This window comes from Williamsia muralis NBRC 105860 (assembly GCF_001598915.1).
Taxonomy (GTDB): domain Bacteria; phylum Actinomycetota; class Actinomycetes; order Mycobacteriales; family Mycobacteriaceae; genus Williamsia; species Williamsia muralis.
This window is the reverse complement of sequence record NZ_BDAP01000001.1, coordinates 219,096-242,837: the sequence shown is the minus strand read 5'-3', so window position 1 is coordinate 242,837 and position 23,742 is coordinate 219,096. Positions and strand designations below refer to the sequence as shown.

The window sequence follows — 23,742 nt, the reverse complement described above, 5'->3', positions numbered from 1 at the left end:
AGAAAAGTGAGGTTAACGAATCAGTAGCGAATCTTCATTGTGAACTTCGGCACCTGGACGCGCGACCACGACGTGCACCAACCGCTAGCCTCGACCGGGGTCCTGCCCACCCGACAGCGCACCACGATGGAGGACAGCTATGAACGGCGAGCCTGCCGGCGGATTCGCCTATGTTGCCGACGTGCCTGTGCGCTGGTCGGACATGGATGCGTTCGGACACATCAATCACGCCCGCATGATCACCCTGATGGAGGAGGCGCGCGTCGCCTGGCTGCTGAGCGTGGGTGAGCAATACGCGCCGCTGATCAAGAGTGCCATGATCGTCACCGTCGAGATCCGGTATCAGGCGCAATTGCGTCACGAGGACAGTCCACTCCGAATTGCGATGTGGATCAAGGGGTTCCGATCAGTCGACTTCACAATCGGTTATGAGGTGAGGTCGGCGGCGGCCGCCCCGGACTCCAAGCCCGCCTGCGTTGCGAGCACCCAGATGGCTGTGGTCGACATCGACAAGCAGCGACTACGACGGTTGACGGACACCGAGAAGTCCTACCTTCGAGAGTGGTCGCACAGTTGAGGAACCGAGAGCCTCAGCTGTCCGTTTCTTTTCGCAGGCGCGGGTTGGTGATCGCCCGGCTCGGCGCAGGCAGGACCGGCTCTTCGTAGGCCGACCCCAGAACGCCGGTCACGTTGCCCTGCAAGATGTTCCGGTAGTCCCGAAGGTGTGTGCGACCCATACCGAGTTGCTCGCTGAGACGACGAGTGTTCTCTGCCGACAGCTCTCGCTCGCCGGAGCGGCCTATCAGTTGGTCGATGCGATGGTCGATGGTGCCGGCGTAGTTGACCTGCTCGAGGATCCGCAGTTCGTGAGCCGCCGCGGCCACCGCGTCGGCGACATCGGCGAGGGCAGCCACCCGCGCGATCAACTGCGACCACACCGGACGCAACTCGGCCTCCCGTGAACGCAGCTGCTCACCGAGACGCTCATCGGATGCTGCCACCACACGAACCCGGTCCAACTCGATCCGGACGGTACGGAGGTTGATCACGTCGGCGGAGATCTCCGCCAGCTCGGCATGCAGATTGATCTGAGTCCGCTGCGCCGAGAAGTGGTCGCTGCGCCACACGGGCGACCGAACGATCCGGTCGTAGGCACTGCCGGCGACGTAGAGCAACGTCTCGTAGCCGTCGACGAACCCTGCCGACGACGAACTGTCGTCGTCGGGCCCCTCGATGATCGCGGCCTTTTCCGCCACCCACTGCCCCGCACGTGAACGCCCGTCGGTGAGCTGGCCGATCACACCCGCAGCGGTGTTCGCAGCCATCGCACCTGCGCGGCGCAGATAACCGGAGTCGAGGCTGTTGGGGGTCGGGGTGAAGAGCAGCGCGTTGAAGAGCCGTTCGCGGTCGGGAATGTCGAGGTAGAGACCGTCGCGACGCTCCCGGCGGATGCCGCGCACGGTGCCCGCGAACACCGGCTTGGAGGCGGTGACAAGATTTCGGGCGGTCTCTCGCCGACGGGTGAGGGTCATGATCCGCGATCGCAGCACCATCGCGCCGACCCGGGGCATTCGGGGATTACGCAGGTAGTCGTCGAGTTGGTCGAGCTCACGATGCAGTCGGCGGAGATCCCCGAAACCGCCGATCGCGGGAATCGGCATCCCGGCGGTTGCGCGACGCACCAGCACAGCCCGTGCCGAATCGGACAGGAAGCCGGATGCGATCAGGATCGAGGCTGCGTCCGACAGATCGGGGTGACGACCGGGGATCTTGGAGTGGTCACACCAACGGCGGATATCCGCGGCAGCACCACCGTCGGTGGCGAATGCAGAACTGTCGGTCATGTGACCTCCCGGTGAAGCGCTTTCAACCAGTATTACCGGACGCTCACGACCGCCGACTTCCGCTTATGCCACAAAGGGGCGGTGACCTGGTGCAACGCCCAGGCCACGGGGGTGGCCAGCACCACAGTGACGATGAACACCCCGACCACGGATCCGGAGAAGATCGGATAGCCGAGCATGTCCATCACCAGTTCGAGCACGATGAGATGGACGAGGAAGAACTCGTAGGAGATCTCGCCGAACCACACCACCGCCGGCCGCGACATCACCCGGCTCCACCAGTGGTCCCGTGAGCCGATTGCCAGCGGCGCAATCAGCCCGACCGCGATGACGAGGTACAGCACCGACTTCACGATGGTCGCCGAGAGGGAGTTCGGGGTGATGGTCGGCTCTCCCGCGATCGACGTGCACGCGAGCTGGAACGCGAGTACCGCCACCAGTACCGACAGCAGCGGATGCCAGCTGCGCATCAGTTGACCCAGGATTGCCAGCAGCATTCCGCCGGCAAACCAGATCAGGAACGCCGGCGCCCACAGCCGAGCCGTGACGTCGAGCCCGGTGATGTGATGAGTGGCCACCGCCCAGGCCGGCGACACCAGCATGAGCACGATCACCGCGGCGATCATCACGCCTGGACGCCACCGCCCGCCGCACAGCCGGGAGATCACCCACCCGAATACGGGCAGCAACAGATAGAAGACGACTTCGGTGGCCAGGCTCCACATGTGCGTGAGGCCGGAATGGAGGTAGCCGAAGCCGTAGGTCTGCGTCAGGGTCAGGTTGCGGACCAGGCCCTCGGCTCCGTGACCGAGGGTCGAGTTGTCCTCTTTCCAGACGAAGACGAGGTAGACGCCGAGCACGGTGAGCCAGTACGCCGGAAGGATGCGACGGGCCCGGTGCCAGAAATACCGGCCGACATCCGGAGCGGCCCCGGACTGTCGTAGCGCGGTGACCCACGGGGTGAAGAGCAGGTACCCCGACAGCACAAAGAAGATCGCGACACCCACCTCGAGGCGAGCGAAGAACCACCCCTCGACGTTGTCGGTGTACTTGCCCGTCCAGAACGCCGCGTGGGTGGCGCACACCAATAGTGCTGCTAGAGAACGGATCCCGGTGAGTGAGTCGACTCGACCGACGGGTGCGGGCCTTGCTGCCGGAGCGTCGGTCATGGTGGGTTCGGCTCGGTGGGAATCAGCCGGCGGTCAGAGCCGCGGCGACCCGTTCCAGTGCGGCCACGCGACTGCCTTTGACGAGCACCGCGTCGCCCGAGGCGAGATCGGACAGTGCTGCCGCAGCCTGTTCCACGGTCTGGACATGCTGGGCGTCCGGACCGTAATCGGGTGCATCGACGGCGATCACCTCCACGCCCAGTGCACGGGCGCGCTCGGTGATGGCCAGATGTTCTGCCGGCGCCGACTCACCGAGCTCGGCCATCACGCCGAGTACCGCGACGCGACGCGAGGCGGCCAGGGTCGCCAGGGAGTCCAGCGCTGCGGCCATCGACGTGGGGTTGGCGTTGTAGGCGTCGTTGAGGATGAGCACGCCGCCCTCGGTGCGCGTGAGTTCCATCCGCAGGCCGGAGATCGCGGCCTGTCCCAATCCTGCGGCGATCCTGTCCACCGGGACGCCGATGCCGCCGGCAGCGGCCACCGCCGCAAGCGCGTTGGAGATCTGATGTTCCCCGCGGGCACCGAGGGTCACGGCCGCACTTCCCCAGGGGCTGTGCAGGGTGAAACTGCCGCGCAGTTCGTCGTCCAGCGAGATGTTGTCGGCGTAGACGTCGGCGTCGGGGGTGAACCCGTAACGCAATACGGTGGCCGACGTGCGGTCGGACATGGCCACCACCAGCGGGTGGTCGTTGTTGAGTACGGCCAAACCGTCGTCGGGCAGCGCTTCGATCAATTCGCCCTTCGCCCGTGCCACCGACTCGATGTCGCCGAAGAGTTCGAGGTGCACACCTTCGACCCTGGTCACGATCCCGACCGTGGGCCGCGCGATGTCGCACAGCAGGGCGATGTGCCCGACGCCACGTGCACCCATCTCCACGACCACGGCCTCGGTGTCGTCGCGTGCACCCAGCAAGGTCAACGGCAAGCCGAGTTCATTGTTGAAAGAGCGCTCGTTGGCCGCGGTGACGTACGACGTGGCCAGCACCGACGCGAGCAGGTCTTTGGTGGACGTCTTGCCCACCGAGCCGGTGACTCCCACAACGGGGCCGGTCAACCGCCCGCGCGCGGCACGTCCGAGGTCAGCGAGGGCCAATGCGGTGTCGGGGACCACGATGGCTGTGCCGCTACCTTCGGCCTCCCGGCTGGTCAGATAGGTGGTGACCCCGGCCTCGCGCGCCTTGCCGATGAAGTCGTGGCCGTCGCGCTCGGCGACGATCGGCACAAAGAGCTGGTCGGGACGCACGCTGCGTGAATCGATGCTCGCACCGTCGATGGTTGTGTCGGGTCCGATCAGACGTCCACCGGTCGCCGCTGCCACATCACTCGCCTTGAATCGCACGCGTCGACGCTACCGGCATCGCAGCGCTTCCACACGACCCATCCCGCACCTGGGCGTCGTTTGCCACCTCCTTCGGCCCGTATTGTGTCTGCCATGTCTTCGCCCGTACTTTCCGATCGCCTGCGTCTGGTCGTGTTGTTCGGCGGTGTCTCCGCCGAGCACGACGTGTCCTGCGTGACAGCAGCGCACGTTCTCGCCGCGGCCGACCGGTCCAAGTACGACCTGGTGCCGGTCGGCATCACCAAAGACGGCACGTGGTTCCGCAACGACAAGGCCATCGCGGCCCTGTCCGACCCCGACGTCTCACTGCCCGACGCCCTCGAGCCCGCCGGTACCGAAGTCGATCCGCTGTCAGAGCTGCTCGCGTCACCGGACGGGCTACCCGTCGTCGTGTTGCCGTTGCTGCACGGCCCCCACGGCGAAGACGGCACCGTTCAGGGAATGCTGGAGCTGGCCGGGATCCCCTACGTAGGGGCAGGCGTTCTCGGGTCGGCTGTCTGCATGGACAAAGCGTTGGCGAAAATCGTTGCCGCGCAGGCCGGAATCCCTCAGTGCCGGTGGATCGAGTACCGGGTGGGCGCGTCGGACCACAGCACGCTGGTGGACCGCGCAGTCGCCGAACTCGGATTTCCGATGTTCGTCAAGCCCGCGAATCTGGGTTCCTCCGTGGGTATCTCGAAAGCCCATGACGAGGCCGAACTCATCGTGGCGGTGGAGCTGGCGCTGCGCTACGACGAAGTCGTGGTGATCGAAGAAGGTGTTGTCGGGCGCGAGATCGAAGTGGCCGTGCTGGGCAACAACGAGCCCGAAACGTCGGTGCCGGGCGAGGTGCGGCCGGGCGCCGAGTTTTACGACTACGAAGACAAGTACATCAACGGTGCCGCGGCATTGACGATTCCGGCCGAGCTGCCGGCGAACGAGGCCGAACGCGTTCGCGAGCTGGCTGTGCAGTCGTTCCGCGCGCTGCGATGCTCAGGGATGGCCCGGGTGGACTTCTTCTTCGAAGAGGACGGGCGCGGCTGGTTGCTGAACGAGGCCAACACGATCCCCGGCTTCACGCCCCACTCGATGTACCCCAAACTGTGGGAGGCCACCGGACTCGACTACAGCTCGTTGATCGACAGGCTGGTCGAGTTCGCTCGCGAAAGACACGCACTGCGAGCCGGATTCAGCACCGAACACTGACCAGCGACCGAACAAGGCGCGGAACACCCTCAGGTGTCCCGCGCCTTGTGCGATCGGGTGGTCGGTCAGCCGGTTCCCACCAGCTTCGCGAATGCGACAACATTGTCCTGGTAGCTGCTCGCGCTCTCGTCGAACGCGCCGCCACAGGTGATGAGCCGAAGACCCGCGTAGTCGAGCGTGCCGTAGACGAGGTCCGTCGGGAACTCGTCCTTGGGGAACGTCGTCACCTCGGTGACCTCGAACCGAGCGATGCTGCCATCTTCACGCGTCACCGCGATCTCGGCACCGGGCTCGAGGTTGGCGAGCTCGAAGAAGACGCCTGGAGCGCCTGCCCAATCCACGTGTCCAGCAATGACTGCCGGGCCAGTCTCCCCCGGTGTCGGCGCGCCGGTGTACCAGCCGGCCGGGAAGCCTTCTGCCGGAACCTGCATCGCCCCAGTTGCATCGAGCCCGAGTCCCATCAATGACGAGTCGACGCCGATCGAAGGAACCTCGATCCGGGTGGGAATCGACTTGGTCAGCCCGGCGGCGTTGACCGCAGGATTGACGACGGCATCCCTCGTCGGTACGTCGACGCTGCCAGGCGACGTCTGACCGGCACATCCCGTGGCCAGCACCGTGATCGCCAGCAACATAGCCGCGAGCACCGCCGACAGGCGAGCTGTTCTGCGTCTACCGCCGTTTCCGGTCGACGCGTTCGACGGAATCATCAGGGAACCTGGACACTGGAAGCTGTTGCGCGGCCGAATTGTTGGAGCCACTGAACACTCAGGGCGCTTGCGCTGCTTCCGTCGCCGGTGTTGACCGAACCACGCGGCACGTTGGGAACCTGACGACCCGGTGACGGTGCCCGGGGTGCGGTGTACCCCCCTGACTCCGGTGCCGGCTGGTTGTAGCCCGGCGCTCCTGGCTGTCCCGGTGTCCCTGGTCCACCCGGTGCTCCGGGCAGGCCCGGGATGTTCGGTAGACCCGGGACGTTGGGCAGAGCCGGCAGTCCGGGGATCGACGGCAACGTCAGCGTCGGCAATGTCGTTGTGGTCGAGGTGTTTTCGTTGGGCAGCAACGTTGTCGTAGATGTGGTGGTGTCTTCGGTGGTAGTCGTCTCTTCAGTTGTGGTGGTCGTCTCTTCAGTTGTGGTGGTCGTATCCGTTGTTGTGGTGGTGTCCTCGGTGGTGGTCGTGTCTTCAGTGGTGGTCGTGTCTTCAGTCGTGGTCGTGGTGTCGGGCGTCGTGGTCGTTGTGGTTGTCGTGGTGGTTTCCGTCGGCTCGTCCTCACACCCCGAATTGAAGATCGTGTTGTTGTCCAGCGTCACCGCCGCGTTCAGAGAGATGAGGCGACCGTCGATCGTGGCACCTTGAAGTGCAGTGATGGCCTCGGTGTTCGTGATGACCGTCCCGACGAAGTCGGTGTTGGTACCGATGGTTGCCGCCGTGGGAATCTGCCAAAAGACATTGCACGCTTGTGCGCCGTTGGTGAGCACTACGCTGCTCCCGGCTGCGGTGATGAGTGTAGAGGTGCTCTTGAAGATCCACACCCCATCGTTCCGCCCCTGCCCGTCGAGCGTGAGGGTTCCGGTGAGCCCCAGCACACCGCCAGTGTCGTACGTGTCGCTGAACAGTGTTCGCCCGCCCAGTTCGACACCCCCGAGGGTGGTCCCGCTCTGGCTGCCCATGTTGTTGTACGCGGTGTTTGCCGACCCACGCGCGAGCTCCGAATCCGGGACGCTGCGAACGGTCGGCGAAGGGATGATCTGATTTGCACCCGGACCGATACCGGTGATGGTCGACGTGGTGGTCCCGATATCGCCGGCTGTGATGGTGGTGGTGTTGGTGTTGGTGATGCCGGAGTAGGCCAGTACCGCGAACTCCTCAGCGGTGCCCAGCGGCGGAGCCACCGCGGCAGCTGTCGCTGTCGTGGCGGTGAAAGTGATTGCGGCAAGTGACATGGCGACAACGGAGGTCGCGGCCAGGAGCACCTTCTTCAGGGGAGCTTGGCGGACGATTGCCGGTCTGTATTGCGGGTTCATACGCATTTGGCTTCAGCCCAATCCTGGGTCTCAGAGGTCGATGACTGCCGAACTTCGGACAGGCACCACTCACGTCCACCTGGCGAACAGCGGACCCCGCGCCCCGATTTGCCTGGCCGTATCAAGTGGTCTCACTCTGGTGAAACTCTCGCGATACCGGCCGCTTGATTCGAGTGAACGCTCATTCAGACACGTTGTCAAACAAATGCTGAGATCAAGTACGGTCGGCTAATGATGGTTAATGGTAATTGGTTATCACTATGTATCACCATTCGTTGTTCCACCAATCTGACAACCCTCCGATGACGAACTACGTACAGATACGAGCACAATTCCAATTTCGACGAGGCCTCAACCAGCATATTTGTCTATCTCACAGGAGCTATCGGGACTGGGCCCATCCCAGACAAGAAGGCCGATGGCGGCTTCTCCGCGTCCTTTTAGTCCACACTCCAAGCCGAAGTCCAATCCTCTACCCGTCGAGTCGACATGATCGCCACAGCAATAGACAATAAGACCTTTTGGATATTTTGTTCGCAAAACTGTTTAATTAACTAGAATCAGACTGCAGTTGCTCTAGAGCTAAGCGGCACGACCGACGTGCGCGACTGGCACGATGGGCTCGTGACGGACAGGGTGAATGGCCGGGTATGGATACACGGCGAACCACAGCAGGACTTTGCGCTCGAGATGGTGTCCGATTGCCTCGGCGACGCCAGCAGATTGGTGTGGGTAGACCTCGTCGATCCCACCCATGAGGCGTTGAGCAAGCTGGCCGCCGAACTCGATCTCAACACCTGGGCGGTGGAGGACGCGTTGGCTGACGCCGAGAGGGTGAAGGCAACCGCATACCCCACCCATCGCTTTGTCACCGTGTATGCCGTTCACGTCGATGCCGATCCCACATCAGGAAAGGGCGCGGCTCTGCACAGCGACCGCATCTCGCTGTTCATCAAGGACAACGTCTTGATCACCGTGCGGCTGTCCGACCACTTCGACATGTCCGAGGTGACCACCCGGTGGGAGGAGATGGGAGGCCAGCAGTACGGCATCGGCGCGCTCATTCACGGCCTGCTCGATGTGGTGGTGGACGGGCACTTCGACGCGGTGCAACGACTCGACGACGGCATCGAGGACCTCGAGACGCTGCTCTTCGACGACAAGTACAACAGCCGGGTGCTTCAGCAGCGGACGTATCAACTCCGCAAAGACCTTGTCTCCCTGCGCCGAGTGGTGATGCCGATGCGCGAGGTGGTCGCGATGATCCAGCGAAGCCGGCTGGAGAACAACGCACCCAGCGAACTCGATCCAAACTTCTCGGATCTGTACGACCACGTCCTGCGCGTCACGGAGTGGACGGAATCGTTGCGGGACATGGTCACAACGCTTTTCGAGACCAACTTGTCGTTGCAGGACGCGCGCCTGAACACGGTGATGAAGAAACTCACCGGATGGGCCGCGATCATCGCGGTGCCCACCGCCGTCACCGGGTTCTACGGGCAGAACATCCCTTACCCCGGCTTCGACCACTACAGCGGCTTCATCTCCAGCACTGTGGTGATCGTCGTGGCCGTCCTGGCGTTGTACATCCTGTTCAAGAAGCGCGACTGGCTCTGACCCCCGTCCCGCCTCGTGCAGTGTTCGCGGATCAGCGGGCGCCTGCCGACCGCAGGCGGGCAGCTTCACGTCCGGCAGCAGCGTTGGCCACCCCGGCACGCGACCCCGCGAGTTTGCCCGCGATGTGATCGGCAACGGTCACCGGCGAGTACCGACTCCCGGCGCCCACACACGAGGGCAACGTGCTGATCGTGGCGTCGATGTTGCCGTCGTGGAAGTAGGCGGCCGAACGGCGCCGCTCGATCGTGCCGTCGACGATCGGCGGCTTGACCCGGTGCAGCGTCGACATCCAGCGCTCGTTGGTCCACCGGGCCATCAGATCGCCGAGGTTGACCAGCAACGCTCCATCCGCAGGCGACACGTCGTGCCACGTGCCGTCGTGCGCAAGCACCTGCAGCCCTTTGACCTGGTCCGCCCACAACACGGTCACGATGCCGTAGTCGGTGTGCTCCCCCATCCCGGTCAACTCGCCGTCCAGCTCCACTTCGCCGGGCGGCAGCGCATAGTTGTTCATACGCAACACATCCAGCGAATGGTCGGTGAACCGTTCGAAGAAATCGGGTTCGAGATCGAGTGCGTCGGCGAACACCCGTGTCAGCGTGCGGGCCACCCTGGCGGCCTCGGCGAAATAGGGTTCGACGCCCGCTTTGAACTCCGGGGCCTCAGATGGCCACAGGTTGTCGGCATAGTCGTCGGCCGGCAGATCGTGATCGGGGTACTGCGCTGCCGCGACGCCCACGTTGAACGCCTCGAAGAAATCGTTCATCCGGTTGGCCGCTTCGACCCCCAGACTCAATGACAACGATTCGGTCTTGGGCGGCGCATACCCACGATTGATGCGCGGCGGTGTGCGGTAGGCCTTCTTCGTGTCGAGTGGGAGCGCGAAGAACTGGTCCATGGCGGCGGTGAACGCGTCGGTGATCTCGGGTGGGATTCCGTGACCAAGGATTTGGATGAAGCCGACCTCTCGGCAGGCCTTGTCGATCTTCCGGGCGACCTCTGCGCGTTCCTCATCGGTTCCGCGCCGCACGTAGGGCGAGATATCCACAAGGGGGACAACAAAATCGGATTCTGACATGTCTATCTCCTCGCGGGACACGTGTCGACATCAAGTCAGTTGTGGACGTGAACCGCTGCAGCGGCAATGCTAGGTCACCCGGCCGCGAGCTGCACGCCGGGCGAGTGGTGTCAGGCTCCCAGCACCGTGTCCAGATGGTTTACGATCGCCTGCACCGCCTGCTCGGCGCCGGGGAGCACGTTGATCAGCTGAAAGAACCCGTGCATCTGTCCCTCGAAGATGGTCAACTGCACCGGTACTCCCCTATCGGCCATCGACGAGGCGTAGGCCTCGCCCTCGTCCCTGAGGACATCGTGCTCGGCCAGCAACACCAGTGCGGGCGGAGTGCCGGCCGGGTCACCCTCCAGCGGAGAAGCTTCCGGGCTGAGCCGGGTGGCCGGGTCTGGGGCGTAGTGGTCCCAGAACCAAATCATGGTGTCGCGACCCAGCAGCAACTGATTTGCGGGGTCGAGGTAACTCACGGTGTTCACATCGTGTCCGGTGACGGGGTAAACCAGGATCTGCAGGGCGAGTGGGGGACCCGATTCGGCCACCGCCCGCTGTGCGACCACTGCGGCCAGGTTTCCGCCGGCGCTGTCGCCGGCGACGATGAGCGGCTCGTCCGGCCAGCTTGCCGACGCCCACATCGTCGCGTCCCAGGCGTCGCGCACCGCGTACGGAAACCGGTGTTCAGGTGCAAGGCGGTAACCGGGCGCCACCACAACACAATTGGTGGCCTGAGCCAACCGGCGCGAGAGGGCGTCGTACTGGTCCACCGAACCGATCACCCAACCGCCACCATGAAAGAAGACGATGACGCCGCGAGTGCTGTCGGATGCGCTGTAGACACGCACGGGGATGTCGTAGCCGTCGTCGGCCGCAATCGTGTCGTCGCGCACCGCGTGTAGCTGTGGACCGGCTCCGCTGAGGTCTCCGAGCGCTGTGCTGACCGACCGCGCCTGGGCCGGACTCAGTTCGGCGATGGGCGGTCCGCCGGCCTTGGCCAACTCGGCGAGCAGGGCGGTGGTCGCATCATCGAGTGCCATGAAAACGAGCCTACCGAGCACACCACCGGTGCACGAGCCTCTTCGGCTCATGCACCGGTGGTGGGTAGTTCAGATCCGACGCTCAGTCGCGCGGCGGCGGCGACACCTGGACGCCGCCGGATTCGTGCTCCGGTCCGGCGTTGGGGTGTGAGGCCGGGACGCGACTACGGAAACGAGCCGCTTCGCTCGGCCGGGGGTCCTGTCCGGATCCGCTGTGCGGCGGCCGCTGGAACGGGCCCGGCTTGGGACGCGGCTTTCCGCCCGGCAGTGCGAGACGGAAGATCGTGCGGTGCACTTGGAACCACTGCTGACCGAACGGCCCTGTGTTGTAAGGCAATCCGTACCGTTCGCAGATGTCCTTGACCTTGGGTGCCACCTCTGAGTAACGAGTGCTCGGCATATCCGGGTAGAGGTGATGTTCCACCTGGTAGCCGAGGTTTCCACTGATCACGTGGAACAGTGGGCTGCCCTCGATGTTGGCCGCGCCGAGCAACTGCCGGACGTACCAACCACCACGGGTCTCGTTCTCGGTTTCCTTCTGACTGAACGTGTACGTCTGGTCCGGGAAGTGGCCGCAGAAGATGATGGCGTGGGCCCACACGTTGCGGATGATGTTCGCCGTGAAGTCCGCCGCGAACGTCGCGATGAAGGTCTGCTCGACGCCCGGGAGGGCCTTGTCCATCACGTTGGCAACGTTGCCCACCGCACCCTTGCCACCCCGGACGCGGCGCAGCCTGCGCGCGAGGCGGGACGTCTTCGGCTGCTCGATCCGCCCACCGGATGCGATCTGGGTGAGCGCAAATGCGCCGGCGCTGATGGCCGGCCAGCCGATGTAGTCCTTGATCACCTGGCGGCGCGCCTTCACACCGATGCCCTTGATGTCGTGCCACAGCTCCGACATCGACTTCTCGCGTTTGCGGATCGCCTCCAGGTCGAGGTCGTGCAGCGCCACACCCCACTCGAAGAATGCGGTCAACAACCCGTTATAGAAAGGCTGCGCAAGGTACACCGGGTTCCACGGCTGGTGCGGGTCGATCCGCATGATCTCGTAGCCGAGATCTTTGTCTTTGCCGCGGATGTTGGTGAACGTGTGGTGGATGTAGTTGTGCGAGTGACGCCAGGATTCGCCGGTGGATGCGGTATCCCAGTCCCACACCGACGAGTGGATGTCCGGATCGTTCATCCAGTCCCACTGGCCGTGCATCACGTTGTGGCCGATCTCCATGTTCTCGAGGATCTTGGCCATCCCGAGACACGCGGTGCCTGCCACCCAGGACACCTTCGACCGCGACCCGAGCAGCAGCACACGGCCGGCGACGGCCAGCTGACGCTGGGTGGCGATGACGTTCTTGATGTAGGCGCGGTCGCGATCACCGAGGTCGCCGTAGACCTCGTCATGGATCGCATCGAACTCTTTGCCCAGCTGTTCGATGGTCTCGTCACTCAGATGCGCCAGCGGGTTCTCTGGGTCCGGAGTGATCGGACGGATTCGTTCGGCGTTGATGGTCATGGTGACTCCTAAAAGTTCTACAGTTCGATTTCGACGTCGCCCTCGGCGGTGTTCACGCAGATACGCACCGACGAGTTGATCGGTTCGCTGACATCCCCGGTCCGCAGATCCCTGATCTGACCGGACCGCAGGGTGCCCGTACAGGTGTGACAGATTCCGATGCGGCATCCGAACTTCAGTTCCAGTCCGGCTTCTTCGCCTGCAGTCAAAATCGGTGTTCCCGGGGAACACTCGACTTCCTTCTTACTCTTGGTGAAGGTGACGTTGCCGCCTTCACCTTCGCCCGCTGCTCCACCGATGATCGGCTGGAAGCGCTCGAGATGGATCTTGTCGGACACATCGTGGCGGTCCCAGTGCTCGACCAGTGCATCCAGCAATTCGCCCGGCCCCGAACACAGCGTCTCCCGCTCACGCCAGTCCGGGACGAGATCATCCATGTCCTCCGGTTTGATCCGGCCTTCCTCCCCGGTTCGCCGGATGATCAGGCGCAGCCCCTCATGCCGCTCGTCCATGTCTTCAAGGTCTTTGAAGAACATGCACTGCTCTTCGGTGCGGGTGGAATGGAGCACCACCACGTCGCGCACCTCATCGCGGTGATCGAGGCTGCGCAGCATGCTCATGATCGGCGTGATGCCGCTGCCGGCACTGATGAACAGCATCTTGTCGGGCAACGGCTCGGGAAGGGTGAACACGCCCTCGATCTCACCCAACCGAACGATCTCGCCCGGCTTGATCTTCTGGACCAGGTACGGCGAGACGACGCCGTTCTCCACCAGCTTTGGTGTCACACCGATCAAACCGTCACGCGGCTCCGGGTCCGACGTCAAAGAGTAAGCGCGCCAATAGAACACGCCATCGATGACAAGCCCCAGCCGCACGTACTGTCCCGGCAGGTGACCCGGCCAGTCGTAACCCGGACGAATCCAGACGGTGGCGGCCTCAGCCCCTTCCGGACGCACCTCCTCCACGCGGCCACGGAGTTCTTTCGTGGTCCACAGCGGATTGATCATCTCGAGGTAGTCGTCGGGTTCCAACGGACTGAAGAGATGACTTATCGCGCGCAGGGCTCGCCTGCGCAGCGTGGGCACATTGGGTGTTGCACCGCGCTCAGCCATTACTGCCTCCGCACCGGTGCGGCAGTGTCGTCGGTGTGGGGTTACTTCGAACAGTTCTCGGCACTTTTCAGACCCCTCGGCCGGCCCGATCACGGGCCTCATAGGACACCCTCGCCGTGGGCTCGACGTCAGGTGTGGCTGCCACGTTGCCGTCCGCTTCCAGCGGACTATGGCGACCATACGTTCCGGCGAACGATGACACCACCGATTGGTCGATTACGCTGCGAAGTAGCGATTCTGGGTCGGTTCCGTCTCACTGATTGAGAGCACATTCCCTGGGTACTCACGGGTCGAACAATCCATGTCCGACCAGGAGCGACCATGACCAGATCCATTGCCGACCAGACCGAGTCCCAATTGGGCGGGTCCCGGAGTGTGCTGGTACGCCAGAAACGCGACCACATCGAACTCGACCGACTGCTGCACGCCATCGACAAGTCGGCCGGAGCGCAACGTCAGGACCTCATCAACAGCCTCTGCCAGTTGGTGTTCCCCCACGCCTTCGCGGAGGAATCGGTGCTGTGGCCCATCGTCCGCGCCGAACTGCCCGACGGGGAGGCGCTCACCCTCCAGATCGAACGTGAGCATCAGGAGATCAATGAGCTGTTCACCGAGTTGGAAAAGCTCGACCCCGACGCCCCTGAACACCGCGAACTGTTCGACCGCATCGCGGCAGTGCTCCGGGAGGATGTGCGCGACGAGGAAGACGTGTTGTTGCCGAAACTACAAGACAAGGTGTCACCGAAGCAGTTGCGGCAGATCGGCATCCAATGGGAGGTCGTCCGCCGAACCGCGCCCACCCGTCCCCACCCGGTGGTCGCCCGACGCCCGCCGGGCAACGTGCTCGCGGCCCTCCCCCTGACCATCCTCGACCGCGGTCGCGACCAACTCGACCGCGCATCTCTGCGAACCCACGGATCGACGTCGGCACGGCTGCGTACTGTGAGTGGAGCACTGGCCGGTGCTGCCGGCCGCATCGAACACCTACCACTCCTCACCAGGGGAGACCGGGCCGAGACACATCGCGAGTAGAGGCGTCATGAACACGAATCGCTGCGGCTGATGAGGGGCGTATACCTCGCTCAGCTGAGCGCGTTGCACGAGCTGCTCGGCCAGATGTGCGACTTGGCCGGTGAGGCCATGGAGAGATCGACGCATGCACTTTTGCGCGCCGATCTCGCCGTCGCCGAGGAGGTCATCACCGACCACGAGCAGATAGTCCGGATGTCTGCTGATGCCGAGGAGCGCGCGTTCGCGCTGCTCGCTCTACAGGCCCCGGTTGCCGGCGATCTGCGCGCAATCGTCTCTACGTTCCAGATCGTGGCCGACGTCGACCGGATGGGCGCCCTTGCGCTGCACGTCGCCAAAGTCGCCCGACGCCGCCACCCGGACAGGGCCGTGCCCGAAGACGTCCACGGCTACTTCGCCGAGATGGGTCGCCTGGCCGTCAACCTCGCCAACAACGCCAGTGAGGCGCTCAAGAGTCAGAACCCCGAAGACGCAATGCGGCTGCGTGAGGACGACGACGCCATGGACGCACTGCACGAGCATCTCTTCACCGTGCTGCTCGACCGCAACTGGCAACACGGCGTGCCTTGCGCAGTGGACGTGACCCTGCTAGGCCGCTACTACGAACGTTTCGCAGACCACGCCGTACTCATCGGGCAACGGGTGGTGTTCCAGGCGACGGGTAAGTCACCGGCACCGAACAGGAAGTCGTAGTTCGCAAACTCCGGTCAGGCGCTCGAGTCGCGGGCAGGATGATCCGTGTCGACCAACTGACGAGCGATGTCGGCGATCGGGGTGTTGGAATCCTGGCTCAGTTTTCGGAGCAACTCGAAGGCCTGGAGGCTGTCGATGTTGAACCGCTCCATGATCATGCCCTTGGCCTGACCGATCACGTCGCGGCTGGCCAATGCGCTGGTGAAGTGTTCCTTCTCTCTCGCTCGGTACAAAGCGAGGGCAGCGTGCGTGGCATAGACCAGGCCGGTTTCCTCCGCGGCGAGGGAGAATGCGTTGGTCTCGTCCGAGAACAGGTTGAGGGCACCCATCGAGGACTCGTTGCTGTACAGCTCGAACGACAGGCTGGACTTGACCGAAGTCTGCGCCAAAGCCTCGGCGATGAACTTGGGGAACCGTTTTTCGGTGGTGAAGTCATCGAGCCTGAAGGTGGTGTGCTCCCAGGCTGCCTCGAGACAGGGGCCTTCGCCGACATCCATCTGGATGGCATCGAGCTTCTCCACAACCGGATCGCTGGCCGCGACGGATTGCGTCTTCTTCTTCCGCTTTTCCACCAGCAGGATGCCCGCATACATGGTGCCGCCCACGTGCTCGACTGCTCCGGTGGTGATCGACTCCAGGACGGTGTCCACATCGCTTCCGGCCAGCGATGAGTTGTGCAGACCACGTGCGAGATTCGCGATAGCGATGTGGATTTCGTTGCCCTGATTGTCGACCACGCACGGCTCCATCTACTCGGTTCGCACGCGTTGAGCGTGCAGGCGCACCGCGCGCCCGAACTCGCTACGCCGAAGCGCGGCGAGTGGCCGGGGCCAACTCCTCGGTCAGCGCCTGCAGTGCGTCCTCAATGGTCGCATACAGACTGATGGTCTGGTCGAGTCCGACAAGCTTGATGGGACGAGCCGTGGACGAACCCTCGGCGACAACACCGAATCGTCCACCGGACGGAAGAACCGCGTCGTGTGCGTTGACCAGCGCGGCCATACCGACCGACGAAAGGAAATCTGTGTAGGTCAGATCGATGATCAGACCCTCAGGGCGTCCGGCGACTGCTTCATCGACCGCCTCGGTGAGCTGGGGAACCGTCAACAAATCGATGCTGCCCCACACGGTGAGGGCAACGATGCTTCCGTGCGACACAGTCGCGATGGTGAGTGTTCCGCCGGCGAGTTCAGCACTATCGGAAACGAAATCTGAATTAGAAATTTTGTGCGCCACGATCGACCCCTAAAAGTTGTCGGGCTAGAAGCGCTACGGCGAGCTTATTCACCGGTCCACGCAGGGCGGCTCCTCTTCAACCGACTTCTCCATAGTGTCACATCGGGCACCGATGGCAATAGCCCGCCAACCGCAGACAGCTTCCCGACGACCCTGATCAAGGGCGCCGGGAAGCCGAATGTGGTTGTCGGGCAGTATTTATGCGGTCGAGACTCTATCGTGACCGGGGTTCAAACTCCCGCGACCAAATCCCGTTGTTCACACACGAGACGTGTGCCGGTTGCGTCCGAGCAGAACGCCGAGGGCGACCATGCCGACACCGAGGGCGAAGTGCAGCCAGTCATCGGCGGAGTTCACCGGGACGAAGTTGGCGGCCGAGTCCTTGTCGATGACCAGGCCATACAACCAAAGGGCCAGGTAGATGACGCCGCCGACGATCAAGTACGACTTCGCGGTGGCTGCCGCCCTTGCGAGAACGATTCCTGCGACACCAAAGGCCACATGCACCAGGTTGTGCAGAATTGAAACGTTGAAGATCCCGAGCAACTTTGCTTCCGAATGGTGGCCGGCGAAGGACATGGTGTCGTAGTCGGTGGTGATGCCTGGGATGAAGCCCAGAATTCCGACAAGCAAGAACACCGCGCCGACCGCGAGTGCGGCCAGCTGGACCGGGGAACGCTTGGTGGTGCGCGGGGTGCGGGTACTCCGTGTACTCATTGTGCTAACCCTTCACATTGATGAAGATGTTTCTCTGGGCAAACGCCCGTCCGACCTCTGTCGGGTCCCGGCGCGGCCGATCCTCTTGCACCCGCATCCGTCCCGTGTCGGCCGAATACCCGCCCACCTGCTGGTTAAACGCCCGTAACCAGGTTGTATTCATAGTTAAGCCGAAGCTTTACGGCGGACTGCCCCAGCTGGTGCGATAGCCCGTTCCCCTTGTCACCTACTCGGGGCCCGCCTAGGCTTGACCCACGGTTCGTGGCCAGGGGTATTTGCCACTCCCACACCGTTCTGGCCCAAGAAGCGAGCTACCCTATCATTTGCCTGACAAAACGACAGGCCCCGGCGACGCCCACCCTGACCGGCCGGGGTGAATGCCTGATTCGACTGCGCTGCACGAGATCTCCTGCCAGGAATACAGTCCACCGAGTTGACACGGAAACTGTTGTGTCGGAACGTCATTCCTCCAAAGCAAGGCGGATGACCGTTTGCCGACGGCTCATACGGGGTAGACACACACCCAAATCGACGAGACGTGCGGAGGACAGCATGAAGGCAATGGTTTACCGCGGGCCCTACAAGGTGCGCGTGCAGGAGAAGGACATCCCTCCCATCGAGCACCCCAACGACGCCATCGTGCGGGTGACCCGTGCTGCGATCTGCGGGTCAGATCTGCACCTGTACCACGGCATGATGCCCGACACCCGCCCCGGAATGACGTTCGGACACGAGTTCATCGGGGTGGTGGAATCGGTGGGCTCGTCGGTCCAGAACCTGACGCCCGGCGACCGGGTGATGGTGCCGTTCAACATCTACTGCGGCTCCTGTTACTTCTGTGCGCGCGGACTGTATTCCAACTGCCACAACGTCAATCCGAACGCCACCGCGGTCGGGGGCATCTACGGCTACTCCCACACGTGCGGTGGATACGACGGAGGCCAGGCCGAGTTCGTGCGGGTCCCGTTCGCCGACGTCGGGCCCGCGATCATCCCCGACTGGATGGACGACGAAGACGCATTGTTGCTGACCGACGCTCTGGCCACCGGGTACTTCGGCGCACAGCTGGGCAGCATCCGTGAGGGCGACACGGTGGCCGTCTTCGGTGCGGGACCGGTGGGTCTCTACGCCGCCCTCTCGTCCTGGTTCATGGGAGCCGGCCGGGTGATGGTGATCGACCACCTCGAGTACCGACTCGAGAAGGCCCGCACCTTCGCGCACGCCGAAACCCTCAACTTCGCGGAGTACGACGACATCGTGGTCCAGATGAAGAAGTCCACGGACTATCTCGGCGCCGACGTGGCCATCGATGCGGTGGGCGCAGAAGCGGACGGGAACTTTCTGCAGCATGTCGCCGCGGCGAAGTTCAAGTTGCAGGGCGGCTCTCCCATTGCGCTGAACTGGGCCATCGATTCGGTCCGCAAAGGCGGAACCGTGTCGGTGATGGGTGCTTACGGACCGATGTTCAGCGCCGTCAAGTTCGGCGACGCGATGAACAAGGGACTGACCCTCCAGATGAACCAGTGTCCCGTCAAACGGCAATGGCCACGGCTGTTCGAGCACATCAGAAACGGTCACATCAAGCCGAACGACATTGTCACGCACCGTATCCCGCTCGAGCACATCGCCGAGGGCTACCACATCTTCTCGTCGAAGCTGGACGAGTGCATCAAACCGATCATCGTCACCGACGCGGCCTGAGGAGAGTCATGACATCACCAGCCCCGAAGAAACCGACCGACCAGGTGCCCACCTACACCTCGAAGAGGCCCGCGTCCCCGTCGAGCGAAGAGCTGCGGGCGAGGATTCCCGGGTGGGGCGTGGACCTCGACCCGAAAGACCGCCCGGCGGTCCCACAGCAACGGTTCGACCCCGAAGCGACCGGCGCACACTGGGACTTCCCCGAACGGCAGCCCGAGAAATGGCCGAGGGAGAGATCCATCGAACATCGGTTCCTCACGCCTGTCTTCGGTACGTCGACGCCTCCGTCCGGGTTGTCGGGCGTGATCCGCAAGGTCGCCTATCGGTACAGCGAAGGTCGCGCGGCGCATTGGCTGCTCCTACTCGGTGCCGACCGCGTGAACGCCGCAGAGGCCCATCTCGCGTCCTTCCTCACGATGCGGCCGGACAACCCGATCACCCAGACCGGAATCCGAAGCGAGTTCACCCACCACGGCCTCGCGTCGCGCACCGGAACCAAACGCGTGGACAAGAACCACGCATGGATCGATCCGATCCTTGTCGGCGGACCATGGATCGCCGCAGGTGCAGCCATCGGATACGCGGCTCGAGCAGCAGCGACGAGGAGGTGCTGAGGCGTTCCCTCAGGTCGGGTCAGCTCGGATCTGATCCGGCCTCCACGACCTGCCTGGCGATCTCGGCGACCTTGGTGTTCGACTCCTGGGACAGCCTTGCCAACAGCGCGAACGCCTCATCGGCGCCGATGCCGTAGCGCTCCATCACCATCCCCTTCGCCTGACCGATGAGGTCGCGGCTGGTGAGGGCGACAGACAGGTTCTCGCGCTCGCGGAGTACCGAGAACGCAACGGCGGTGTGCGCGGCGAACACCTCGCCGAGCGTCCGAGCGCGTTCATCGAACGCCTTCTTGGTCGAACTGTAGAGATTGAGGGTCCCCAGGTCGTCCTTGCCGGAGAACAGCCGGAAGCTCGCCATCGAGGCGATTCCCAACTCCTGGGCGCGCGCGGCAAACCGTGGCCATCGGTCCTCTGAGTCGAAATCGTCGATCCACACGGTGGAGCGATCGGTTTTGGGGCGCACGGCCGGGCCCTCCCGTAGCTCGTGCTGCAGCTGGTCCGCCTGGCTTGCCAGGCCGTTACCCGCCACCGGCTCGCCGTGCGGGCCCAGGCACGCGATGACACCTGCGCACTCGGTGCCAGGGATGCAGTCCACCGCCGTCTTGGTGACGGCCTGCGCAAGTGTGTCGACGCCGTTGCTGTTCGACCGCAGTGTGCCCGCCACGGCAACCATCCGGGCCGTCAGGTCGAGTTCGATGTGGGGGTCTTCCACGACGCTCCTCAAAATCCATGTGCTGTTCACTGGGTCTTGATGCAATTCGGTGCAGGACACGGGGGTGGATGGGCCTGACCCGCAATTCGGTGTGTTTCGCATGCCGACTCCGGCAGCGCCGATGTCGAGAACGCGAGATCAGAACCGTCTTCCGGTTGGGACTGACCTCGGGGAGCCGCCCCCCCGAACCAACAAGAAGGAGACCCACTGATGACCATCAAGCTGGAAAACGTCGGCATCGCCGTACGCGACATCGAAGCCACGATCCGTTTTTTCACCGATCTCGGCCTCACGCTCCTCGGCCGCGACACGGTCAGCGGTGAGTGGGCCGACACCGCTGTCGGCCTTGACGGAAACCACGCGAAGATCGCCGTTCTACAGACTCCGGACGGACACGGACAGATCGAACTGTTCGAGTACATCCACCCCGAGGCGATCGATACGCCGCCCACGCTGCCCAACGAGATCGGCATGCACCGCATCGCCTTCTCCGTCGACGACATCGACGACGCCCTCGCGATCGCAGCACGGCACGGCCACCACCCGCTCCGCGGCGTCGCCGATTATCAGGGGATCTACAAGCTCACCTACGTGCGCGGGCCGAGCGGGATTCTTGTCATGTTCGCCCAGGCGCTCACATCCGCGGGCTCCGACGAATAGCATCGCGGAATCGGACCCACGGCCGGGTTCAGGGTTCTCCCCGATGTGCTTCCCGCGCGATCGTCCTACCGTGTTCGTGACAGAGCGGGTATTCATCCGGGGGGTCTTACTTGAATGCAACAGCTGAATTGGCGGGATTCGCAGCACGTTTGGCGTCGGCGATCGGCACGTCCGGCATGCGCGCGTTGGCGCGGTTCAACAAGCACGTCACTAACCACGCTGTTCGACTTTGGGCCGGACGCGTGCCCCATATGGCCGTGATCGAACACATCGGCCGCCGGAGTGGCCGAACGTTCAAGACACCGGTGATGGTGTTCAGATCCGGCCAGTCCGTGTCGGTCGTGCTCAACTACGGGGTGCACTCGGACTGGGTACAAAACGTCCTCGAAGCCGGCCAGGCACGGGTCGAGCACCGCGGCCGGCACTATCGACTCCACAATCCAGAACTGGTCGCCGGAGACGATGACGAATCGCCGCTGCAGTCCGGAAGTCGTTCGGCAACAATTCTCAGAGCATCGATCGATACCGAAGAAGCTCCGATCTGACCGAGTGGAGTGCAGGACCTTCGGGTCTCTGTTGCCGACTAAGGTCCTGCTGATGAGTAAGTTCGTCGCTGCCGGACGGCGCCATTCGGTCGGTGTGATGGCCGATGGCTCGGTGGTTGCCGCCGGCGACCTGCTGGCTCCAGAAACCTGGGTGGGCGATTGGCGGGGCATAGCTGCGGTCGCGGCCGGGAATGTGCACACGGCGTCCAATACGGGTCGATCGCACACTGTCGGATTGCGCGCGGACGGTACCGTCGTCGCCACCGGGTGGAACGACGATGGGCAGTGCGAGGTCGCCGACTGGGTGAGCGTGGCGGACATTGCTGCTGGTTGGCGGCGTACGGTGGCTGTCTTCGCGGACGGATCAGCAAGCGCGCGAGGACGTCACCGCGAGGGTGCCTGTGATGTCGACGAATGGAGCGAGATGGTCGCTGTGGCCGCCGGGGACTGGCACACGGTGGGGGTCCGGGCGGACGCCACCGTGGCTGCGGTGGGCAACAACCGTAGAGCTCAATGCGAGGTCACAGGATGGCGCCGGGTGAGGGCAGTCGCGGCGGGCTATTTGCACACCGTCGCGCTCGATGCCGATGGACGGGTGTTCGCCGTCGGTGACCGCGGTGCCGGGATCGCGGACGCGTGCAGATGGCGTGACGTCGTGGCGGTCTGCGCCGGCAGTCATCACACCGTCGGGATCGACGCAGGAGGTCGAGTCCGCGCCGCAGGCAACAACACCCGTGGACAATGCGACGTCGGATCGTGGCGGGATATCGTCGCCGTCGCGGCCGGCTCGACGCACACCCTCGGTTTACGAGCCGACGGTTCGGTCATGGCCACGGGGAACAACGACGACGGCCAGTGCGGTGTCGGGCGATGGCGCATCGACCCCGACGGTCGTTGCCGGCCCTAGTCGGCATTCGCAGGAGGGCCGAAGAAGGCCGGCAAGACGTCCTCGGGCTACGGGAGGCTCAGGCGTAGTCCCAGAACTGCAACCACCGCACCGAGGCGAACACGGTGAGCGTCAGCGCATAGAGCAGACACACGGCAACTGCACCGGCCACAGACACTCTCACCGTCGAGCCCCGGGCGGGGTCGAGCCAGAAGCCGAAAGCCCACGTGGCCAACGGCATCAGCGCATAAGTGAGCAGCGACACCGACAGGATCTGACTGAGCCACATCGACAGCCAGGGGTCGGCGCCCCATCCGTCGAGCACCGGTCCGACAAATCGGGACAGGGTCATCACGGTCGGATAGAGCACCAACAGCACCATCATCGCGACCTTCCATTCGGGCGTGACGGTGGGCTTTCCGTCGGTGACCCGCATGATGGATCCAAAGGTGTTGTGTTCGAACGACGCCGAGTACTCCTCAGAAAGATGCGACCGCAGCTGAGTCAAGGCATCGGCACGGTCGGGTGAGTCAACCCAGGCGGCGAGCGACTCGTCGTTGCGGAACTTGAGAACAGCGATCCATTCGTCGGTGCCGTCAGCCAGCTCCCTGGGGCCGAACAGCACCGCGAACTCATAGCCGGGTGCGGCGGCGTTCAGATCCATCAAGGTGCGCTGGGCGTCGATGAACCCGGCGACGTTTTCTTGATCGACCTTGTGACGGAACAACGCCACCCCGGTGGGAGGCACCTGGCCTTCGACGATCACGAGGTCGCTGAACTCCCGCCGGATACCGTTCTCGGCAGCCATCTTCAACGCGTCGGCCCACTCTGCCGAATCCAGCCAGCGGTGCAACGACTCCTCGGTGTCGAACGTCAGGGCCACAGCCCGTCGCGCGTGTTCCGCCGACAGGGTGTGCCGATGACCGGGCGCCGATTGGATACGGGCGGCGAGTTCCTCGAACCACGACTCGAACTGGGCATCCGGTACATCGTGGAACGGAACGAGTACCGTTGCCTCAGTCGATCTTTCGGTCACAACAG

24 protein-coding genes are annotated in these 23,742 nt (G+C 63.8%); 10 read left to right on the top strand and 14 right to left on the bottom strand.

Translation table 11 applies throughout. The annotated features are described in order from the left end of the window. The first annotated feature begins 139 nt into the window (after positions 1–139). Positions 140–577 (top strand): acyl-CoA thioesterase, encoded by a 438-nt coding sequence (locus WIMU1_RS01145; protein ID WP_062794787.1) that lies wholly within the window; start codon positions 140–142, stop codon positions 575–577. Positions 578–590: 13 nt separating this feature from the next. On the opposite strand, the gene WIMU1_RS01140 is transcribed toward WIMU1_RS01145, so the two are convergent. The 3 genes from WIMU1_RS01140 to WIMU1_RS01130 are packed head-to-tail and all read right to left on the bottom strand — an operon-like array spanning position 591 to position 4,352. Continuing rightward, the gene (locus tag WIMU1_RS01140) at positions 591–1,844 is read right to left on the bottom strand and encodes a hypothetical protein (protein WP_245969171.1); all 1,254 of its coding nucleotides are present in this window, start codon (positions 1,842–1,844) and stop codon (positions 591–593) included. Positions 1,845–1,876: 32 nt separating this feature from the next. Next, a complete protein-coding gene (locus WIMU1_RS01135) occupies positions 1,877–3,013 on the bottom strand; it encodes an acyltransferase family protein (RefSeq protein ID WP_062794786.1) in 1,137 nt (378 codons plus the stop codon). A gap of 22 nt (positions 3,014–3,035) precedes the next feature. Beyond that, entirely contained in the window at positions 3,036–4,352 is a 1,317-nt protein-coding gene (locus WIMU1_RS01130) for a UDP-N-acetylmuramoyl-tripeptide--D-alanyl-D-alanine ligase (RefSeq protein WP_062794785.1), read from the bottom strand. A gap of 93 nt (positions 4,353–4,445) precedes the next feature. Here WIMU1_RS01130 and WIMU1_RS01125 point away from each other — a divergent pair, with 93 nt between their 5' ends. Next, the gene (locus tag WIMU1_RS01125) at positions 4,446–5,537 is read left to right on the top strand and encodes a D-alanine--D-alanine ligase family protein (RefSeq protein ID WP_062794784.1); all 1,092 of its coding nucleotides are present in this window, start codon (positions 4,446–4,448) and stop codon (positions 5,535–5,537) included. A 65-nt stretch (positions 5,538–5,602) separates the two neighbouring features. Here WIMU1_RS01125 and WIMU1_RS01120 read toward each other — a convergent pair whose 3' ends face one another. Further along, positions 5,603–6,247, bottom strand: coding sequence for a class F sortase (locus WIMU1_RS01120; RefSeq protein WP_062794783.1), 645 nt, complete (start codon positions 6,245–6,247; stop codon positions 5,603–5,605). Next, positions 6,247–7,563 carry an ice-binding family protein gene (locus tag WIMU1_RS26810; RefSeq protein WP_158599295.1) on the bottom strand — a complete coding sequence of 439 codons (1,317 nt, stop codon included), beginning with the start codon at positions 7,561–7,563 and terminating at the stop codon, positions 6,247–6,249. Before WIMU1_RS26810 ends, WIMU1_RS01120 begins: the two co-directional genes overlap by 1 nt. A 624-nt stretch (positions 7,564–8,187) precedes the next feature. Between WIMU1_RS26810 and WIMU1_RS01110 the strand changes: the two genes are divergently transcribed. Then, the gene (locus WIMU1_RS01110; RefSeq protein ID WP_245969172.1) at positions 8,188–9,180 is read left to right on the top strand and encodes a magnesium transporter CorA family protein; all 993 of its coding nucleotides are present in this window, start codon (positions 8,188–8,190) and stop codon (positions 9,178–9,180) included. 31 nt (positions 9,181–9,211) lie between these two features. On the opposite strand, the gene WIMU1_RS01105 is transcribed toward WIMU1_RS01110, so the two are convergent. From WIMU1_RS01105 to WIMU1_RS01090, 4 genes are all read right to left on the bottom strand, one after another. After that, complete coding sequence (locus WIMU1_RS01105) at positions 9,212–10,258, bottom strand: isopenicillin N synthase family dioxygenase (protein WP_062794780.1); 1,047 nt, start codon at positions 10,256–10,258, stop codon at positions 9,212–9,214. Positions 10,259–10,368: 110 nt separating this feature from the next. Continuing rightward, positions 10,369–11,283, bottom strand: a complete 915-nt coding sequence (locus WIMU1_RS01100; RefSeq protein WP_062795656.1) for an alpha/beta hydrolase — start codon at positions 11,281–11,283, stop codon at positions 10,369–10,371. Positions 11,284–11,365: 82 nt separating this feature from the next. After that, the gene (locus tag WIMU1_RS01095) at positions 11,366–12,793 is read right to left on the bottom strand and encodes a fatty acid desaturase family protein (protein ID WP_062794779.1); all 1,428 of its coding nucleotides are present in this window, start codon (positions 12,791–12,793) and stop codon (positions 11,366–11,368) included. A 17-nt stretch (positions 12,794–12,810) separates the two neighbouring features. Further along, positions 12,811–13,908, bottom strand: coding sequence for a ferredoxin reductase (locus WIMU1_RS01090; RefSeq protein ID WP_062794778.1), 1,098 nt, complete (start codon positions 13,906–13,908; stop codon positions 12,811–12,813). Between the two features lie 321 nt (positions 13,909–14,229). On the opposite strand from WIMU1_RS01090, the gene WIMU1_RS01085 reads away from it, so the two are divergent. Both WIMU1_RS01085 and phoU read left to right on the top strand, forming a co-directional pair. Continuing rightward, entirely contained in the window at positions 14,230–14,940 is a 711-nt protein-coding gene (locus WIMU1_RS01085; RefSeq protein WP_062794777.1) for a hemerythrin domain-containing protein, read from the top strand. 30 nt (positions 14,941–14,970) lie between these two features. Then, entirely contained in the window at positions 14,971–15,630 is a 660-nt protein-coding gene (gene phoU, locus WIMU1_RS01080; protein ID WP_062794776.1) for a phosphate signaling complex protein PhoU, read from the top strand. A 14-nt stretch (positions 15,631–15,644) separates the two neighbouring features. Here phoU and WIMU1_RS01075 read toward each other — a convergent pair whose 3' ends face one another. The 3 genes from WIMU1_RS01075 to WIMU1_RS01065 form a co-directional block, all read right to left on the bottom strand. Then, positions 15,645–16,367, bottom strand: coding sequence for a GAF and ANTAR domain-containing protein (locus tag WIMU1_RS01075; RefSeq protein WP_245969175.1), 723 nt, complete (start codon positions 16,365–16,367; stop codon positions 15,645–15,647). A gap of 64 nt (positions 16,368–16,431) precedes the next feature. After that, a complete protein-coding gene (locus WIMU1_RS01070) occupies positions 16,432–16,866 on the bottom strand; it encodes an STAS domain-containing protein (protein WP_023954772.1) in 435 nt (144 codons plus the stop codon). A 258-nt stretch (positions 16,867–17,124) separates the two neighbouring features. Next, on the bottom strand, positions 17,125–17,583 hold the full coding sequence (locus WIMU1_RS01065; RefSeq protein WP_062794774.1) for a DUF4383 domain-containing protein: 459 nt from the start codon (positions 17,581–17,583) through the stop codon (positions 17,125–17,127). A gap of 552 nt (positions 17,584–18,135) precedes the next feature. Here WIMU1_RS01065 and WIMU1_RS01060 point away from each other — a divergent pair. Both WIMU1_RS01060 and WIMU1_RS01055 read left to right on the top strand, forming a co-directional pair. After that, positions 18,136–19,284 (top strand): zinc-dependent alcohol dehydrogenase, encoded by a 1,149-nt coding sequence (locus tag WIMU1_RS01060; RefSeq protein WP_062794773.1) that lies wholly within the window; start codon positions 18,136–18,138, stop codon positions 19,282–19,284. A gap of 8 nt (positions 19,285–19,292) precedes the next feature. Further along, positions 19,293–19,898 (top strand): hypothetical protein, encoded by a 606-nt coding sequence (locus WIMU1_RS01055; RefSeq protein ID WP_062794772.1) that lies wholly within the window; start codon positions 19,293–19,295, stop codon positions 19,896–19,898. Positions 19,899–19,917: 19 nt separating this feature from the next. Here the strand turns inward: WIMU1_RS01055 and WIMU1_RS01050 are convergent, their stop codons facing one another. Further along, on the bottom strand, positions 19,918–20,610 hold the full coding sequence (locus WIMU1_RS01050) for a GAF and ANTAR domain-containing protein (protein ID WP_245969178.1): 693 nt from the start codon (positions 20,608–20,610) through the stop codon (positions 19,918–19,920). 210 nt (positions 20,611–20,820) lie between these two features. Here WIMU1_RS01050 and WIMU1_RS01045 point away from each other — a divergent pair, with 210 nt between their 5' ends. The 3 genes from WIMU1_RS01045 to WIMU1_RS01035 all read left to right on the top strand — a co-directional run bounded on the left by WIMU1_RS01045 (position 20,821) and on the right by WIMU1_RS01035 (position 22,722). Continuing rightward, a complete protein-coding gene (locus WIMU1_RS01045; RefSeq protein WP_062794771.1) occupies positions 20,821–21,270 on the top strand; it encodes a VOC family protein in 450 nt (149 codons plus the stop codon). A 110-nt stretch (positions 21,271–21,380) separates the two neighbouring features. Further along, on the top strand, positions 21,381–21,815 hold the full coding sequence (locus WIMU1_RS01040) for a nitroreductase family deazaflavin-dependent oxidoreductase (protein ID WP_245969179.1): 435 nt from the start codon (positions 21,381–21,383) through the stop codon (positions 21,813–21,815). Between the two features lie 52 nt (positions 21,816–21,867). After that, on the top strand, positions 21,868–22,722 hold the full coding sequence (locus WIMU1_RS01035) for an RCC1 domain-containing protein (protein WP_062795652.1): 855 nt from the start codon (positions 21,868–21,870) through the stop codon (positions 22,720–22,722). A 58-nt stretch (positions 22,723–22,780) separates the two neighbouring features. Here the strand turns inward: WIMU1_RS01035 and WIMU1_RS01030 are convergent, their stop codons facing one another. Continuing rightward, positions 22,781–23,737: a hypothetical protein gene (locus tag WIMU1_RS01030; RefSeq protein WP_062794770.1), complete on the bottom strand. Its 957-nt coding sequence runs from the start codon at positions 23,735–23,737 to the stop codon at positions 22,781–22,783. Positions 23,738–23,742: the final 5 nt, after the last annotated feature.

Coding starts and splice junctions, on each gene's coding strand:
- WIMU1_RS01105 (WP_062794780.1), bottom strand. CDS start 10,258: ATGTCAGAATCCGATTTTGTTGTCCCCCTTGTGGATATCTCGCCCTAC.
- WIMU1_RS01035 (WP_062795652.1), top strand. CDS start 21,868: ATGAGTAAGTTCGTCGCTGCCGGACGGCGCCATTCGGTCGGTGTGATG.
- WIMU1_RS01100 (WP_062795656.1), bottom strand. CDS start 11,283: ATGGCACTCGATGATGCGACCACCGCCCTGCTCGCCGAGTTGGCCAAG.
- phoU (WP_062794776.1), top strand. CDS start 14,971: ATGAGGGGCGTATACCTCGCTCAGCTGAGCGCGTTGCACGAGCTGCTC.
- WIMU1_RS26810 (WP_158599295.1), bottom strand. CDS start 7,563: ATGAACCCGCAATACAGACCGGCAATCGTCCGCCAAGCTCCCCTGAAG.
- WIMU1_RS01055 (WP_062794772.1), top strand. CDS start 19,293: ATGACATCACCAGCCCCGAAGAAACCGACCGACCAGGTGCCCACCTAC.
- WIMU1_RS01140 (WP_245969171.1), bottom strand. CDS start 1,844: ATGACCGACAGTTCTGCATTCGCCACCGACGGTGGTGCTGCCGCGGAT.
- WIMU1_RS01090 (WP_062794778.1), bottom strand. CDS start 13,908: ATGGCTGAGCGCGGTGCAACACCCAATGTGCCCACGCTGCGCAGGCGA.
- WIMU1_RS01045 (WP_062794771.1), top strand. CDS start 20,821: ATGACCATCAAGCTGGAAAACGTCGGCATCGCCGTACGCGACATCGAA.
- WIMU1_RS01125 (WP_062794784.1), top strand. CDS start 4,446: ATGTCTTCGCCCGTACTTTCCGATCGCCTGCGTCTGGTCGTGTTGTTC.
- WIMU1_RS01145 (WP_062794787.1), top strand. CDS start 140: ATGAACGGCGAGCCTGCCGGCGGATTCGCCTATGTTGCCGACGTGCCT.
- WIMU1_RS01060 (WP_062794773.1), top strand. CDS start 18,136: ATGAAGGCAATGGTTTACCGCGGGCCCTACAAGGTGCGCGTGCAGGAG.
- WIMU1_RS01120 (WP_062794783.1), bottom strand. CDS start 6,247: ATGATTCCGTCGAACGCGTCGACCGGAAACGGCGGTAGACGCAGAACA.
- WIMU1_RS01135 (WP_062794786.1), bottom strand. CDS start 3,013: ATGACCGACGCTCCGGCAGCAAGGCCCGCACCCGTCGGTCGAGTCGAC.
- WIMU1_RS01095 (WP_062794779.1), bottom strand. CDS start 12,793: ATGACCATCAACGCCGAACGAATCCGTCCGATCACTCCGGACCCAGAG.
- WIMU1_RS01085 (WP_062794777.1), top strand. CDS start 14,230: ATGACCAGATCCATTGCCGACCAGACCGAGTCCCAATTGGGCGGGTCC.
- WIMU1_RS01065 (WP_062794774.1), bottom strand. CDS start 17,583: ATGAGTACACGGAGTACCCGCACCCCGCGCACCACCAAGCGTTCCCCG.